This window comes from Planctomycetaceae bacterium (genome assembly GCA_041398825.1).
GTDB lineage: Bacteria > Planctomycetota > Planctomycetia > Planctomycetales > Planctomycetaceae > F1-80-MAGs062.
The window spans coordinates 166,472-183,761 of record JAWKTX010000011.1 but is presented as its reverse complement, the minus strand read 5'-3'; the positions used below and the strand labels follow the sequence as shown (position 1 = coordinate 183,761).

11 protein-coding genes are annotated in these 17,290 nt (G+C 53.5%); 6 read left to right on the top strand and 5 right to left on the bottom strand.

All coding sequences use genetic code 11. The annotated features are described in order from the left end of the window. Window positions 1-83: 83 nt before the first annotated feature. Window positions 84-1,322: a pitrilysin family protein gene (locus R3C20_19590; protein MEZ6042707.1), complete on the top strand. Its 1,239-nt coding sequence runs from the start codon at window positions 84-86 to the stop codon at window positions 1,320-1,322. An 18-nt stretch (window positions 1,323-1,340) separates the two neighbouring features. On the opposite strand, the gene R3C20_19585 is transcribed toward R3C20_19590, so the two are convergent. The 3 genes from R3C20_19585 to R3C20_19575 all read right to left on the bottom strand — a co-directional run bounded on the left by R3C20_19585 (window position 1,341) and on the right by R3C20_19575 (window position 5,457). Then, entirely contained in the window at window positions 1,341-1,883 is a 543-nt protein-coding gene (locus tag R3C20_19585; GenBank protein MEZ6042706.1) for a DUF4870 domain-containing protein, read from the bottom strand. A 366-nt stretch (window positions 1,884-2,249) separates the two neighbouring features. After that, window positions 2,250-3,779, bottom strand: coding sequence for a 2-isopropylmalate synthase (locus R3C20_19580; GenBank protein MEZ6042705.1), 1,530 nt, complete (start codon window positions 3,777-3,779; stop codon window positions 2,250-2,252). A 358-nt stretch (window positions 3,780-4,137) separates the two neighbouring features. Beyond that, window positions 4,138-5,457: a radical SAM protein gene (locus R3C20_19575; protein ID MEZ6042704.1), complete on the bottom strand. Its 1,320-nt coding sequence runs from the start codon at window positions 5,455-5,457 to the stop codon at window positions 4,138-4,140. A gap of 280 nt (window positions 5,458-5,737) precedes the next feature. On the opposite strand from R3C20_19575, the gene R3C20_19570 reads away from it, so the two are divergent. Continuing rightward, on the top strand, window positions 5,738-6,919 hold the full coding sequence (locus R3C20_19570) for a Gfo/Idh/MocA family oxidoreductase (GenBank protein MEZ6042703.1): 1,182 nt from the start codon (window positions 5,738-5,740) through the stop codon (window positions 6,917-6,919). Window positions 6,920-6,937: 18 nt separating this feature from the next. On the opposite strand, the gene R3C20_19565 is transcribed toward R3C20_19570, so the two are convergent. Both R3C20_19565 and R3C20_19560 read right to left on the bottom strand, forming a co-directional pair. Next, a complete protein-coding gene (locus tag R3C20_19565; protein MEZ6042702.1) occupies window positions 6,938-8,413 on the bottom strand; it encodes a sulfatase in 1,476 nt (491 codons plus the stop codon). Window positions 8,414-8,434: 21 nt separating this feature from the next. Further along, entirely contained in the window at window positions 8,435-9,547 is a 1,113-nt protein-coding gene (locus tag R3C20_19560) for an alpha/beta hydrolase fold domain-containing protein (GenBank protein ID MEZ6042701.1), read from the bottom strand. A gap of 387 nt (window positions 9,548-9,934) precedes the next feature. On the opposite strand from R3C20_19560, the gene R3C20_19555 reads away from it, so the two are divergent. From R3C20_19555 to R3C20_19540, 4 genes are all read left to right on the top strand, one after another. After that, window positions 9,935-13,600 (top strand): FtsX-like permease family protein, encoded by a 3,666-nt coding sequence (locus R3C20_19555; protein ID MEZ6042700.1) that lies wholly within the window; start codon window positions 9,935-9,937, stop codon window positions 13,598-13,600. Between the two features lie 358 nt (window positions 13,601-13,958). Continuing rightward, the gene (locus tag R3C20_19550; GenBank protein ID MEZ6042699.1) at window positions 13,959-14,453 is read left to right on the top strand and encodes a hypothetical protein; all 495 of its coding nucleotides are present in this window, start codon (window positions 13,959-13,961) and stop codon (window positions 14,451-14,453) included. Next, window positions 14,381-14,821: a hypothetical protein gene (locus R3C20_19545; protein MEZ6042698.1), complete on the top strand. Its 441-nt coding sequence runs from the start codon at window positions 14,381-14,383 to the stop codon at window positions 14,819-14,821. Before R3C20_19550 ends, R3C20_19545 begins: the two co-directional genes overlap by 73 nt. Before the next feature lie 334 nt (window positions 14,822-15,155). Further along, entirely contained in the window at window positions 15,156-17,255 is a 2,100-nt protein-coding gene (locus R3C20_19540; protein MEZ6042697.1) for a trypsin-like peptidase domain-containing protein, read from the top strand. Window positions 17,256-17,290: the final 35 nt, after the last annotated feature.

The window sequence follows — 17,290 nt, the reverse complement described above, 5'->3', positions numbered from 1 at the left end:
CTGGCTGAATCATCTGCGAATGGTGAGGTCAGTTGATTTGGTTGCAGTTTATCAACGCATTCATCCCATTCCCGAAGAGTCACATGACACAACAAATTGAGTCGTTTCGTTTATCCTCAGGATTGTCCGTCGTTGTCGAAAGAATGCCCGATCTGCAGTCCGCGGCGATGACATTGATGATTCCTGCCGGCAGCGTCTACGATCAGGTTTCGAAACAGGGAACAGCCGCCATCCTTGCGGAAATGCTTCCGCGTGGCGCTGGGGGGCTGTCTCCTCGTGAATATTGTTCCCAATTGGATAATCTTGGTCTGCAGCGAAACATTTCCGGCGGAACAGGTCACCTGACGATTTCTGCTGCCACCACAGCCGACCGTCTTTGCGATGCCATCCCTGAGGTCGCGAAGATGGTGTGTTCGCCGCATCTGGATGACGCGGAATTCGATCCGGCACGAGACATGATTGAGCAGGGCCTGATGGCCATGGAGGATGAGCCGCGACAGCAACTCGGTCGCGAACTTCGTCGCTACAGTTACGCTGCTCCCTGGGGAAATCCCTCGGAAGGAACACGCGAAGACCTTCCAAACATTTCGAATTCGGATGTTCGCGAGCACTTCTCCAGATTCGTTCGTCCCAACAAGTCCATCCTTGGGATCGCCGGAAATGTTTCGCCTGATCAAATTCGACGTGTCCTGGAAGAGTCCTTTTCCGGCTGGGGCCCTGGTGAAGAATTCGAAGTGGTGGCGGGAGCACGGCCGGAGTCGCCTTTCCACATCACGCACGACAGCACTCAGACGCATATCGGCCTGTCCTGGGAAAGTGTCCCGTACAACCATGATCGTTACTTTGAAGCATGGGCTGCCGTGAGTTTGCTGAGTGGGGGTATGAGCTCCCGGCTCTTCACCGAGGTGCGGGAAAAACGCGGGCTGTGTTATGCCATCTCTGCATCTCTCAGCACATTGAAAGATGAAGGTCGTGTCTTCGCCTACGCGGGAACGACGACCGAACGGGCTCAGGAAACTCTGGATGTCACGATGTCTGAAGTCCATCGTCTTCACGAAGGCATCACTGACGAAGAACTCGATCGCTGCAAAGCTCGTGCAAAGAGTTCACTTGTCATGCAGCAGGAGTCGACGATGTCTCGTGCCTCATCAATGGCACGAGACATTTATCACATGGGGCGTGTCGTGACGCTGGATGAAATCCGCCGCAGAATCAACGAGTTGACAGTTGAACGCGTACGCCAGTTCGTTTTGGATTACTCACCCAAATCGACAGTGCTTGTGACTCTTGGACCAAAGCCGCTGAGCCTGCCTTGCACCTAATGGTCTTCTTTTCGGAGATCAGCCTGCGAAAGTACCGGAATCGAATTCTGAGGTGGTGGGCTGGGTGCCAACTGGCTTGATGAATGAAATTGTCATCGGATAACGCCAGAGCTTTCCACTGTATGCCTGAATTCCGCCGATGACAGGGAACGCGACTCCGAGGATCGCAAGCAGAATCAGAATGGGGATCCCAATGATCGCCATCGTCAGGATCGAAGCAGCCAGAACGTAAATCAGCCAGCTGATCGTGAAGTTAATGATCTCAATCCCGTGCAGATTGGCTTTCTCTGAACGATCCTTACTCACAAGCCAAAGAACAATCGGGACCAGAATTCCCGCACCGGTGTAATTCAGGAGCTGGGACAGATGCATCAGCATACACCAACTGTTCTCATCCATACCCAGCGACCGACCGATTGGAAAACTGAAGCCGCCGGATGATTGAGACGGGTCTGTCTGACCTGACAAAAGCTGTGACTTCGCCTGGTAGAACTCAGTTTCACTGAGCACACCCGATTGACGCAACTTTTCCAGTCTCTCAATCTCATCAGCCAGACCCATTGTTTTATCCTTCGTCGTTGGTGAAAAGTCTGAGTGCCGGTTTTGGGATTACTGAATCTGAGCAACGCGTGACTGTTTTTGATGCACACGTTGGTTATTCGTTTGGATTTGCCATATATTTGAAATCATCTGTTTGATTTCGAGGCACATTCCGGTGGCTCTACGCATGGGCTGTTCGGGTGTGAATCGACTCTCCAATTCAGTCAATTGAAACACCCGGCCCCCACACGACGCTGCCACCATCTTTTGTACTGGCTGGCCCTCGAAAAAACAAAGCCGTCAGCAGCTGACGGCTTCGGCGAAATTGTTCGACCGTTCAATTAGTCGAATGTTCAAATGCGACCGAGCGTCACCGAGTGCGAAGATCTACGACGGACTGGTCCGATCCTGATCGGCTTTGTTCAGTGCTTTCAGGTAGGCCATCGCCGCCGCTTCGATAATGTCCGTGCTCACGGCTTTTCCCTGATAGTGTCGACCGGAAACGTTGATCGCAATTCGAACTTCGCCCATTGCGTCTTTTCCCTCAGAAACACTTCGGACATCAAAATCCTCCAGACGGGCCGTCAGACCGATGATGCGTTCAAGCGTTTTGAAGACTGCGTCGATTGGTCCGTCGCCGGTTGCTGCGTCGGTCAGTACTGGTTGTTCTTCGCACTGAAGCTGAATCGTTGCCGTCGGAACGGCGGCCGATCCTGCTGAGGTGTGGAAGCTGATAAGTTTCCACCGGTCCGCTGAAACCGTCAGGCGGTTGTCGATCAGTGCGACGATATCAGCGTCGTAGATTTCCTTCTTCTTGTCGGCAAGCGCAATGAAATCATCGAATGCCTGCTGCAGTGAGGATTCATCAAGGTTGAATCCCAACTGCACAACGCGATCGCGAAATGCATGACGACCACTATGTTTTCCGAGAACCAGATTCTGCCCTACATATCCGACGTCTTCCGGACGCATGATCTCATAGGTCGACCGTTCCTGCAGAACACCGTGTTGATGAATACCGGCTTCGTGAGCAAATGCATTCTGCCCGACAATCGCCTTATTGCGCTGGACTTTCATCCCCGTGATTGACGACACCAGTTGACTGGTCGGGATCAGTTTCTGAGTATTGATTTTTGTATGCACGCCGTAAAAATCGGCTCGCGTTCGGATAGCCATCACAACTTCTTCAAGTGCAGCATTTCCGGCACGTTCCCCAAGTCCGTTGATAGTGCATTCGACTTGTCGGGCCCCGGCCTCAATTGCCGAGAGACTGTTTGCCACCGCCAGGCCAAGATCATTGTGGCAATGCGTGCTGATAACAGCCTTCTCGATGTTTGGTACATTCTTCTTCAGATGAGTGATCACTTTGAAGTAGTGATTGGGTGTCGCATATCCGACTGTATCCGGGATATTGACAGTCGTGGCTCCCGCTGCGATGGTGGCTTCCACGACTTCACAAAGAAAGTCCAGTTCTGTGCGGACGGCGTCTTCGGGCGAGAATTCAATGTCGTCGGTAAATTCTTTCGCCATCTTCACTGAAGTGACTGCACGCTCAATGATCTGAGATTTGTCCATCTTGAGCTTGAATTCCCGATGAATCGCGCTGGTCGCGAGAAAGACGTGAATTCTGCGTTTCGCAGCGTCAGCCAGCGCCGCTTTCGCACGGCTGATATCTTCTTCGCGACTTCGTGCGAGTGCACAGATGGTGGTGCGGTCACCAAACCGCTGGGCAATCTGCTGCACTGCCTCAAAGTCTCCCGGCGAGGCAATCGGGAACCCGGCTTCGATGACATCAACACCAAGTTCGACCAGAGCCCGTGCCACTTCCAGTTTCTCGCGGGTGTTCATACTGCAGCCAGGTGACTGCTCCCCGTCGCGAAGTGTTGTGTCGAAGATGATGATCTGGTCACCGGACATGGAAAGGCTCCATCTAGATGCATGCCATTTCTGACATGCATGGTTTTTTTCAGGGAGGACAGGGACAAATTTGAATGCTGATTTGACGGTCTGTAAAAGAAAAAACCCCGAGGCTTTAGGGGCCTCAGGGTGTATCCGATTGCAATCACACTTTGCGTACCCGAGGCGACCTTCAGTCCAGAAGTAGCAGGAAGCTCAGGTTGAGGAGGTGATTGCTCATAATTCTCATCGCTTGTACTTTGTTTGCGTCAGCAGGATATCGGGGGAGTTGGAAAGCGTCAACAGTCGGCAAAAAGAACGAACCATCCGGAATGTGCCCCGATGACTCTCGCTGTGTAACGACAGGGTTTCGGGCAGACTAGTTCGCTGGAGCTGGCGATTCCGTCTCCGTTTTCTCGAGTTTGCCGGTTTCTTTGTTCATGTCCCGGAGGTAGGGTGCGGCGGACTGGGTATGGTCGTGGCCAGCGTAGACGCCAAAATCGTTGAAAAGAAATTTCTTTGCCAGGCGGTAGTAGAGGTTCTTTTCCGGGATTTCGTAACCGGGATGGAACTGAGAAGTTCTGGGAATCATCGATTCCAGTTCAGCAGCAGCAGTTTGCCTCGCGGTGGAATCTTTGGCGCCGTGTTTGTCGACGAGTTGCTTAAGCAACTCCGGACGTTCAAGAACGATGCAGCCACGTGTCGTTTCCTGAGATAACCTGCGAAAGTCTGCGAGGAATTCCGATTGGGTGAATTTGTCGAACAGCGAACGCTGGTCTGTTTCTGAATGAATCGATTCCTGAGAGAACTGAACGATTGGGCAGGGTTCGATATCGCCCCATGGATTGATATGGTGACTGATGCCATTTGCGGCCGGGCACAATGCCTTTCCGTCGCCATCGTAGTAGGCATCGATAATGATAATGGGTTTTTTTGCTCGCATGTCGACCACGAACTGTCGAGCTCTCCGCTGTTGTTCGGGTGTCAGACAAAGGTCTGTGCATGCATCCGGACCCATCGGGCGATAGACGTGGAACCATGTATACAAAACGCCCATTTCGATCAGGCGATCGATCCATTTCTCGGTCAGCAGGTCGTCAATATTCGACTGGCTCAGGCTGGTGCAGACCCCCGTCATCACATTGTGCTTCAGGCAATTCTCAATGCCTGCCATTGTTTTGCTGAAGACGCCGGATCTGCCGCGGCGTTCATCACTGATGATTTCGTTGCCTTCCACGCTGATGAGCGGAGTTACGTTACCGAGCTTGAACAAGCGTTGCGCTTTTTCGTCGGTAATGAACTGACCGTTGGTGAAGACCTGGAAATAGCAATCCGGATTCGCTTCGAAGATTTCAAAGAGTTCCGGATGCATGAAGGGCTCGCCACCCACAATGCCGAAGAACACGTTGCCCTGCGTCTTTGCCTCTGCAATGAGTTTGTTCATCGCCGGCAGGTCAATGGTCTGCTGTTTGTGTGCGACGTCAACCCAGCAGCCCTGACATCGAAGATTACAGCTGTTAATGACGGATACGTAAAGAAAAGGCGGAAAGAACTGCCCTTTCCTGATTCGCCGCTTGTGGAGCATGACAGATCTTGTTGCTTTGAATCCCATCGTCCACACAAGCTTCCACAGAAGACGCTTGTTTGTCTCAAAGAGAACTCGTTTTGCCATGCGAAGCGTGTACATATTACTGCCCATCGCGGGGGTTCAATGAGGCAGGGCCTCAGACTGATCGCTCATCCTGTCAGAAGTGATTCTGGAGGACGTTTTGGATACAAGACTCAATGCAGCGTGATTCGGACCGCAAGCCATAAGGAACAAACCGACCGGATGGAATTCGCCATGCTCGATTGTTCGAAAGACGACGGCCCCGAATCTCAGCAAACACAACCGCTACGCTGCATGCAGTATGGTACACGGGTATTACGAATTGGCAGCAAGCGGATGTTGCGTTTTTCTGAATAACGGAGAATGGCGGATGCGGAAGTTTCGTGCGGCCGTAATTGGGACGGGTTTCATTGGCCCCGTACATGTCGAAGGATTGCGTCGGGCTGGTATTGAAGTGGTGGCCAGCATTGGATCCACCCCGGAAAAGTCCCGGTTGTCTGCAAAAAAGCTTGGAATTCACGGTCCGCATCGCACATTTGCTGATGTACTTGCGGATCCTGAAATTGATTCCGTGCACCTGACGACACCCAATCGGTTCCATTTTGAACAGGCGAAGGCGGTGCTGCAGGCTGGCAAGCATGTGATTTGTGAAAAGCCATTGGCGATGAACAGTAGCCAGTCGTCGACGCTGGTGGACATCGCTTCCAGATCGGGTTGCGCAGCCGGTGTCGCCTACAATGTTCGGTTCTATCCATTGTGCCATGAAGCTGCAGATCGTGTCAGAAGTGGTCTTGTCGGAACAGTCTTCAGCGCGACCGGCTCTTACGTGCAGGACTGGTTGTTGTACGAGACCGACTACAATTGGCGCTTACATTCTGAAGACGGTGGTGAGCTGCGGGCTGTTGCGGATATTGGCAGCCACTGGCTGGACCTTGTCCAATTCATTGCAGGGCAACCTGTGACCTCGGTCTGCGCCGATTTAAGGACAATTCACGACACACGTCGGCGACCTTCCGGCCACATCGAAACGTTTTCCGGGGTGTCGCGTCGGGGACAGAGTGATTCACCATGCAGCACAGAACCGGGCAGTACAGAGGCCGTCCGGATTACGACCGAAGATTGTGGGGCCGTCATGCTGCGATTTCAAAATGGAGCCAACGGCTGTCTCTGGGTTTCGCAGGTCACGGCCGGACGAAAAAACTGCCTTCGGCTGGAAATGGCCGGGTCAGAATCTTCGCTCGCCTGGAACAGTGAGACCCCCAACGAACTTTGGATTGGACATCGTGCTCAGGCCAATCAATTGCTTGTCCGCGATCCATCGCTGATGGGCGAGTCTGGCGCCAGCGTGTCAAATTATCCCGGTGGTCATAACGAAGGATTTCCGGATACGTTCAAGCAGCTGTTTCATTGCTTCTACGAATACATTGCCATCGGCGATCGCACGACGCCTCCTCCCTTCCCGACATTTGCGGATGGGCATCGTAACGTCGTCCTTTGCGAATCGATTCTCAGCAGCCATCAGTCTCGCAGTTGGGTTGACGTACTGCCGTGATGGTGACCCCGGGGATATTTATTCGCTCAGACATGCTTTGAGCGACGCTGCGATGTGTTCGTTTTCGAACTGTGGATCACTTGTGTTGTCGCGGTATGTTTTCAGTGCTTTGGCGAGCGATTTTGTAATCGCTTCGGTTCCTGGTTGTCGGTAAAAATTCTTTAGCTCGTCCGGATCCTCCGCCGCATCAAACAGCCACGGGACATCATCGGTGGAGAGTATGAGCTTGTAACGGTGGTCCACTGCTGCAATCCAATGGGCCGTGGCCGTGGCGCTTCTTAAGATCGTCGTTTCGCTTTTAACGGAGTCTTCCGTGCCTTTCGCATCGCGAAGGTCAGAGGCAAGGTTCCGTCCCTGATCGTCTGCATTTGCCGGCAGATTCAGCAGTCCCATGATTGTGGGCGTGACGTCAACAGTTCCAATAGGTTTGGTGTATGCCTGCCCCGCTTTTATCCGACCGGGAAATGACACCAGCATCGGAACGCGAGCAGATCCTTCGTAAGGATTTCCCTTGTTCAGTCGATCGTGTTCGTAACACAGGTCGCCATGATCACTGGTCATCATGATGAGCGTATTCTGCAACTGCCCGGACATCGAAAGTCGAATCAACAGCCGTCCAACATTGTCGTCAATACATTTGACCATTCCAAAGTAACGTGACATTTCCGGTCCGCGGAATATCGGATGATTGTTACCTCCGGCGAGCCACTTCGGGGAGGGAATTCCGGAACGATAGGTTCTTGGCGGTGTGAATGGCAGGTTGTCGAACAGATGGTCGTAGGGCTCCCGGACCGTGTTGGGACCATGCGGATCGGGATAGCTGATGACCGCGAAGAAGGGTTGAGCCTGATCCTCGCCTTCGATGAACTCAATGGCGCGATCGGTCAGCCAGTCTGTTGAAAACGATGTGGAATCGGCGTTGTCGACGTCGTAGGTTGGTCGCCCCCCCTTTTCCGCTGCAACGCGGGGTTCACCGTCTTCCATCGCAAATTTCTTCCAGTGACCGCGATTAAACATGTATTTGCTGAATTGAAACCCACCATTGACCTTCGGGGACCATTCTGGTTTTCCGTTCCCTCCCAGGTGCCACTTCCCAACGAAGCCTGTTCGGTAGCCTGCATCGGCAAGACGATCGGCGAGAGTTGGGATCGACCGATCCAGGGTCTTATCGTTCGTTGGTACTCCGGTAGCGTGGGGAAACCGGCCCGTGATCATCGCAGCTCGACACGGAGAGCAGACGGGCGTGGTTGCATAGGCCCGCGTGCAGATCACGCCGTTTTGAGCAATCAAATCAAGGTTCGGCGTTTCTACAACGGCCCCGAGTCCCCACATTTCTGCCTGTTCGCGTGGAAGTGTTTCCCTGTAGCATCCGAGCGTACGAAAATTGTGCTCGTCGGTAATGATGAGCAGAACGTTTGGCTTTTCTGCGGCAATGACCATCGAGTTCGCAGCCGACAGAAATACCACAAGCATTCTCAGGAGAAGTGTGTTCATTGATGGGGAGCCTGCAGAATCTTATTGAACCGGTTTCAGTGTTCTTACCAGGAAGTCACGAATCATCTTCCGGATTTCTGGTTGAGAGAATTCCGTTCCCCCGTGGCCAGCGTCCGCAATCACGTGCAGCGTGGACGGGACCTGATGTGCCTTGAGTGCATCGTGTATGGCCTGACTTTGATTGACAGGCACGGTGCGATCACTGGCGCCGTGGATAATCAGGAAAGGCGGGTCATTTTCGTCGACGTACGTGATGGGGTTGACCCGTTTGATGCCTTCAACATTGTTGGCAACTTCGCCGCCCCCCAACAATTTTGATTCTGGCGAACCATCCCGATTGTGAGCTTCAAAACCGGGTTCTGTTACAAACAACTTGAAATCCGTTGGCCCGTAAAGATCGACCACCGCCTGAACGGAACTGGATTGATCCGCCCAGCCTCCTGTGCCTTCAAAGTCCTCTACTTCACCGGATGTCCCCATCAACGCAGCAAGATGACCTCCGGCAGAGCTGCCACCAACGGCGATACGATCGGGATCGATGTTGTATTCCGCTGCATGAGCACGAAGAAATCGGATGGCACATTTGCAGTCCTGAATCTGAGCCGGAAAGGAGGCTTCGCCCGTTAGTCGATATTCAATCGTTGCGCCGATGAATCCTTCCTGGACCAGTGGCGCGACCTGCTGGAGACCACCGTCTTTAGTACCGCCCTGCCAGCCTCCACCGTGAATCCAGACGTAAACGGGGGAAGGTTTCGAGACTGGTTTCTCCGGCAGAACGATGTGCAGGAGAAGGTCACGTTCGCCACCCTTGCCAAAGACGACATCTCGCTGGGTTCTGAAGCGGCCGTTCGCGATTCCCACACGCGATCGTTTTCGTTGTGCCTGCATTGATTCGAACTCTTCGCGTGTTAATTGACCATCGCCGTCGCTGTCGATCCGGTCAAAATGTTCTGGGCGTCCGCGAAATTCAGCTTTCGATATGGTGTTGCTGTTGTCTCTGTCGGCACGTTCCAGAAGGGTGTTGAAATTCAGCCCTGTGCCTGCTGGTTCCTGCCCGTATGCCGGCACCAGGATGATGGAAAGCAAAACGATCAGAGCCGGGAATTGACGGAAGTGCTGGGGAGAGTTGGTCACGATCCTGGCGGCTCCTGTTTCCTGTTGGCAAGATGTTCGAGGGTGGGATGAACTGTGCGTCCGCGTAGTTTAATCGGATTGCGGCCTGACCACACCTGTCTTGAAAGAATTATGTGTCGGCTCACCTTACCTGTTTGACACGTGTCGTTTTCGCATCCATTTGCTGGCCACAACCACTCTCGTTTCCTGCAGCTGTGAGATGCTGATGAAAGCGAGAATCGAAAGGGACCATTTCGGAATTCAGGGTAAGCATCCGGGAATAGAAACCCGGAGTTGCTGAGTCCGCTCCACTTGCTGGGTCAACAAAAAACGCTGTTATGTGCTAACATCCCTTCCAGTATCTGTTTCGTGATCATTGTGGACCGTCAGTGTTGTGGGCCGTGAATCATGTTTTCGATCATTTTGCGTGGTCTCTGGCATTATCGCCGACTGAATATTGTCGTCATGCTGGCTGTTGCCATTTCGACGGCTGTTATTGGTGGATCGCTCATTGTCGGAGATTCGGTTCGATCGAGTCTGCAGCAGATGACGCTGCAGCGACTCGGCGGCCTGACGCATGTTCTTCACTCTCCTCGGTTCTTCACCGAAGAGCAGGTGCAACGTGTCGGCCGTTTACTTGCGGAGTCCGACCGTTTCGGAGTAGATGGCATGGTTGTCACCTCCGGAATGCTGTTGACCGGCAGTGTGGAGTATCGGGGTGAGAACGCCATACCTACCAGCGAAACATCCATCCGTCGCGCGGGATCGGCCGTCATTCTTGGTGTCACAGATGACTTGTGGTCGATGCTGCTGCATGGCGACGCGGCTATTCCCACGGATCGCGGTATCGTGCTGGGAGCGCGAACGGCGAAAGAACTGCATGCGTCTGTTGGAGACGATGTCTCAGTTTGGATTGAACGTCCGTCTGCAATTCCTCGAGACAGCCTTCTGGGGGAACGCGAGGATGTCAACCTGGAGTTGGTACTGACTGTTGAAAGCATTCTGGCGGAGGACGACGGCGCCTCACGATTCTCGCTGAATCCAGGACAGCAGTTGCCTTACAATGCCTTCCTGTCGTTGTCGGCATTGCAGTCTCGGCTTGAACTGGACGAACGAGAAGCTTCGCGTCGGAATCCAGTCGCGCGACCTGCTCGTGTGAATGCAATGTTCGCCGGGCAGCGAATCAGAGGGTCACAAACGTCTATTGAATCTGTGCACTCAGTCGCTGATCCTGCCATTCTGAACGCAGACCTTCGTCATCGTGACGTAATTCAGGACGTGTTTCATTCGGAACTAAGTCTGGCGGACATCGGCGTTGTGTTTCGGAACGTCCCCGAAAAAGGGTATCTGTCGGTTGAAAGCGACAGCATGATTCTGGAAGACGGAATTGCTGGTCCCGTTCTCGACGCTGCGAAGAGTCTGGGAACGAACGCTCAACCGACGCTGGTGTATCTGGCAAACGAGATTCGTCGCGCGGTGGGAACGGAGTCGGAGAACCAGGCTTCAACTTCCGGTCAGATGCCGGGTTATTCGATGTATTCCATCATCGCGGGGCTGAACTTTGATCAACCGTCGCCTTTGGGACCATTTCAGTTAACTGGCGGTCAGCCGCTGCCCGCACTGACGGATGACCAAATAATTCTGTCGCAGTGGCTGGCCCGGGATTTGGAAATTCAAGTTGGCGATTCCGTGCAGGCACGATGGCATGAGGTCGGCAGCCACGGTGATTTGCCGGAGACGCACCATCAGTTTGAAGTGGTTGGAATTCTTGACGCAGAGGATCCGGTTTCAATCGACCAGCACCTGACTCCGTTCGTCGAAGGCGTTACCAACGTGGATTCCTTCTCCGACTGGGATCAACCTTTTGACATGGAGATGGACCGAATTACGTCTCGCGATGATGACTATTGGGCAGAACGCAGGGCGACGCCCAAAGCATTCCTTTCCCTGGCGTCTGCAGAGAAGTTCTGGAAGAGTCGATTCGGGAGTTATACGTCGATTCGTGTCGCCGGAAAGAACGGTCCGATGCCGGAAGAAGCCCTGCGGTCACTGCAGTCACAGTTGAAGGCTGCTACTCTGGAACGACTGCAACCCGAAAGACTTGGCTTCATTGTTCAGCCGATTCGCGTCACGGGGCTTCAGGCATCTGTCGGTGCCAATGATTTCACACAATTGTTTCTGGGATTTAGTTTCTTCCTGATTCTGTCCGCTGTTTTGCTTGCGGGACTGATGTTTCGGCTGGGAATCCAGCAGCGAGTTGCCCAGATTGGATTGCTGGAAGCCATTGGTTTCACGCCCGGGCGTGCGCGCAAGGTGTTTCTTGGTGAAGGATTGGTGGTCAGTCTTGCTGGATCGATTCTGGGATCCCTCATTGCCGTCGCATTTGGGAAGCTTATGGTTTACGGATTGACTCATTGGTGGATTGGAGCGATCGGTACGCAGTTTCTCAGGCTGGACGTGCAGGAAAAGAGTCTGGTGATCGCAGCAGCTATTTCACTCTTACTAGCGGTGATTGTGATTTGGCGATCGCTCGTTGTTTGCACGCGACGGCCACCGCGAGAGCTGCTGATGGGAGAGACTGGCGAGAACGTAGTTGTGATCCCATCGGCCTTCAGGTCTGTTCTGAATCTGGTGCTTCGAACCGGCACGATTCTGACCGCAGTGGGTCTGCCCTCGCTGCTTCTGGCCGGGCTTATTCCTTCGACTGAGGCATTCGGTGGCATGTCTTGGCGCGTGGTCTGCTTCTTCATCGCAGGTTTTGCCTGCCTGGCGACCGGCCTGATGATACTGAGCGGCCGCTTACGTCGAAGAACGGGAGAACGTGTACGAGGTCGTACTGCAGGCGGGATTCTGCGACTGGCGATTGCGAACGCTGCAAGAAGTCCGCAACGGAGTTTGCTGACGACAGCCCTGATTGCGTTTGCAACGTTTGTTATTGTGGCTGTTGGAGCGGGGCGTCGTAATCCCACGGTGGAAACGCCCGATCGAGCCTCCGGAAACGGCGGGTTTACTTTAGTGGCCGAAGCTTCGCAGCCTATCCTTTTTGATCTGAACAGTCCGGATGGACGACGCAGCCTGATGTTAGACGATTCTCCGGAAGCAAGCCTGCCTGATTCGGTCAACATTTTTGGATTCAGCATGCAGGCCGGTCAGGACGCGAGTTGCCTGAATCTTTATCAAACGTCTGTTCCGACAATGCTGGGCGCATCGGAGCGATTTCTGCAGCGTGGTGGTTTTCGATTTGCAGATACGCCCGGAGAGAATCCGTGGCTTCAACTGAATGAATCGTTTGATGATACCCTGATACCGGCAGAACAATCATCGGGGCAGGATTCCGAGTTGAATATTCCAACCATACCTGTGATTGGAGACATGAACACGCTGCAATTCAGCCTGAAGAAGGGGATTGGAGATTCCATCCTTTTTCCAAACGCGATTGCTCCACAGTTTGCCCTGAGAATTGTCGGTATGCTTGACAGCAGTGTCTTTCAGGGTGTCGTTGTGATGAGCGATGCGAATCTCAAGAGAATTGTTCCGGACATCTCCGGATCTCGATATTTTCTGATTGAAACGTATCCGGATGTGGCCGCGATCAGCAGTGTGGCAGCTGTACTGGAAACAGGATTGAATGCTTTCGGTGTGGATACAGAACCAGTGAGCCAGCGGCTGGCAGGATTTCTGGCAGTCCAGAATACCTACCTTTCGACATTTCAGATGTTAGGCGGGTTGGGGTTGCTTGTCGGAACTTTTGGGCTCACCGCTGTCATGATGAGAAATGTCATTGAGCGACGAAGCGAGATCGCGCTCCTGAAGGCACTGGGTTTCACAAACATTCGCGTCACACTCCTTATTCTGGTTGAAAATTCAGTGCTACTGGTTTGGGGAATCATCACCGGCACAACCTCAGCACTGCTCGCCATGCTGCCTCATCTGAGAACGACCGGGGCTGACGCACCCTGGATACCCCTTGGCCTGACTTTGCTGGCCGTGCTGGTTGTCGGAACGTTTGCAGTCATCTTTCCGGTCAGGGCCGCTGTGCAGACACCGATTCGTGAGACCCTGGCAGGCGGATAGTCGTCACTTCTTTCGAATCGTTCGAGCTGGCGACTGACTCACTGTCGGAATGCATAGGAGCGGATTTGCCTCCGACTCTCATCGGCCATACTGGACGCTTGAGCAGATTGCATTCGCTGCTGGTCCATAAATATTTGGCACAGCCAGAAGTTTTTTTCACTTTCTTTGAGCCTCGTCTCGCCACCGTCGTTAAGGCAGGCGACTGACATGCTGCGTGCTTTCGGCGCATGGTGCTCCCAAACACGCTCATCGTGTGGACGCTTTCAATGTTTGTTGCATTGATTGATGGGGGAATGGAAAAGGATCAGCCCGGTCGTGGCATTCCCAGAGCGTGGTTAGTCGAGAATGGAGAATTGTCATGAATACAACGACACCAAACAATCAGGCATCAAAACAGCATCGTACGACGCCGGCTTCCGTGAATGGCACGACGTTTCACCTGCGTCGTTTTCTGGCGGGGTTGATGTTGACGGCTCTGGGTGTGATGTCCATTCTGCTGGTGGGTGTCAGCCTCATTCACGTTCGGCGTGTGGGCACAGAGATGGCATTGCCCATTGTTGGAGTTGCCGTGTTGATTGGCATCATGTTGCTGGGGGGCGGATTCGGTTTGATGGCCACTGCGTCGGCAATGCCAACAGATGGTGACGATGTGTTTGGCGCCTCTTTACTCGCTGACACGAATCCAGAGAAAGCAGAACTGGATGTCACGTTCGGTTCGGACGTGGAACGTTCGGCAGATATAATGCCCAGCCACGAATATCTGAATTTTGAGGACCAATCATGCCAGACACCGAACGCCGCAGCATCGACGACATCCAGCGCACCGTCGCCCGTGATATCGTGCGAGGGATAGAGAAACTAATTCTGGAAGCTGAAGGGGCGACGCGTCCTCTCGAAGTTGATCCCTACCGTTCGCGGCTGTTCGAATTTTTCGTGACGGCCGACGGTGCCGGACTGATTCCAGATGAGCAATCGGTACCCGTTGGGCAATCCGTTGAAACCAGTGAGAATGAAAGCGATTTAAATTCGGACAATCTGTGCCGAATGCTGGCTCAACGCTGGGGCCTGGATCTGGCGGCTCGTGAGGCGGCCGCCAGCCAGACTCGCATGCAGGCAGAGCAACTGGAGCGGATGCGCATCCTATGGTCCGCCGTACGCATGTGGATGGAGTGGTCCTACGCCTGGAAGCGTTGGAACGAATTCCACGAATCTGCAGGTTAATTCTCCTGCAGAAAAACGCTGCCATCGTCTCATTCCGGGCTTCACAGATCGAACTCCTGGCGAATGGCTCGGATTCCGGTGACACATTTAGCCTGAGCGAACTCTCTTGTGCAATTGCCACCATGGGGACCGATTGAGCTCGCCACGCAGAGCGGATTTTCCTGCCAGGCCCGAAGGTTTGGTGAATGGAATGTCCCGGATTTGCATTTGCTCGTGGAAAGTCAAACACTACGCGACATAAAATGACGAGGTCGGTGTTTGGATCCGCAGCCGGGCTGCGTCTGGAACGCTGAATCCGGTGACGAAAAACCGTAGTTGAGAATCGAGGTGCCGAATGGTGTTAATGCGCACGATCATTCTGCTGACGGCCGTGCTTTTGCCATCTGCTTTTGCGATGCCGAGAGCCGGTGCGGAAACCGATACCGCCCGAATCGTCGCTGACCCGATTTTGCAGAAGCGGCAGCAGGAACTGAAACAGGCCATCGCAAAAGTCCGCAATGCGGTTGTTGGCGTTTCCGATGGACTTGGGGTTGGAAGCGGTGTTGTTGTCAGTCCCGATGGAATCGTCCTGACAGCTTCGCACGTCGTCGACAGTCCGGTGCGACGGCGCATCCAGCCACCCGAGGTGGATCGCCGGGTGACGATCACGTTTCCCGACGGATCCGAGTATCCCGCAGAAGTGCTTGGCAAGAATCGAAACGCCGATGCCGCCATGTTGCGAATCACTCGGCAACCTCCCGATGGCAAACCATTTCCATTCGCAGAAATGGGTCGTTCGGCGGAGCTGTATCAGGGGCAGGAGTGTTTTGCGATGGGCAATCCCGGCGGTCTCCAGCATGATCGACCTGCCCCCGTGCGGATCGGGCGCATTCTTTCAGTCGGCCATCGCACGATCGTCAGCGATTGCTCAATCGTGCTCGGTGATTCTGGTGGGCCATTGTTTGATATGCAGGGGCGGGTGATTGGAATTCACAGCATGATCACCAGCATCATCATTGAAAATCGTCATGTTGCAATCGACTGCTTTCATCGTGACTGGGATCGTTTTCAGGATCGAAGTCGCTGGGGGCGACTCCAGGCGTTCGATAATCGCTTGATTGAGTCGAGCTTTTTCGGCGTACGATTAAAGTGGACCGACTTCAGGGCGGCTGTCCTGCAAGTGGTCCAGGACAGTCCTGCGGACAAAGCCGGTTTAAGGCCCGGCGATGTGATTCGTTCGATCAACAATCAACGTTTTGCAGATCGTCTGGATCTGGGGACACTTCTATCAGAAATCGACGATGAAGAAGAGATCGACGTCGTTGTTGAACGGGAGAACGAGCCCTCGACTCTTCGTTTGACAACCGGACATCAGGAAGAAGCACTTGAAGAACAGCGAGAACGTCGCCGTCGTCGACGGGAAGGGAATGCTGACCCCGATGACGTGACTGCGATGCGCGAAGATGAATTTGCTGTACAGCTGAGTCCGCATCGACCTATCGGTCCGTATGAGAAACGAGCACCAGACCAGCTGAAGTTATTCCGACCTTCCATGCAGCTGGTCAAAGACAGTGTCGTTGCGATCAAGGATGGAGGCCCTACTGTGGCGCTTGGGGTCGTGATGAGCTCTGATGGATATATCATCACAAAGGCTTCCGAAGTCCGAAAAACAATCATACCGGAGTGTGTGTTTTCCAACGGTCAGCGTTATCGCTTCCGAATCGTCGCTTCCGATGACGCCTACGATCTCATGTTGATCAAGGTTGATGCCAGTCGACTGCCGGTTGCCGTTTGGGACACGAATAATCGGCTGGATCTGGGAACGCTGGCCATTGTTCCCGACGCCCGCGGCAATCCTTTAATCCCCACTGTTGTCAGCGTCGAAACGCGTACCCAGGCCAATAGCTCGCGAGGCTTTCTGGGAGTGAAACTCGCTGAAATGAACGGCAGTCAGTCCGGAATTCTCATTCAATCCGTAATTTCCGGCGGTGCTGCAGCACGATCCGGTCTGAAGGCAGAAGACATCGTTCTGTCTATCGATGGCATTGATATGCGAACAGTGAATCAGATGATTGACAAAGTCTCGCACTACAAACCGGGTGAAGAAATTTCTGTGCGATACCTTCGCGGTGACCAAATCAAGACGATGAAGATTATTCTGACACCGCGATTTACAACAACGGACGCATTGCTTGAGCAGTACCGTAATGATGGCGACGAGCCTGAACTGCTGGGACAGTTTGCGAGCATCCACAGTGGTGGATTTCCTCACGTTTGGCAGCATGATTCGGATGTCTATCCGGAACAATGTGGTGGCCCCATTGTCGGCCTTGATGGCCGAATTATCGGGCTGAATATCGCCCGTGCAGATCGAGTGGTCAGTTACGCTGTTCCAAGCGAATATGTGCTGCAGGTCTATCAGGCACTCAGGAATCGGGATTCAGGCAGCGAATAGTTCTTCCAACGCCGGGGATGAATTTCAGGAACCGA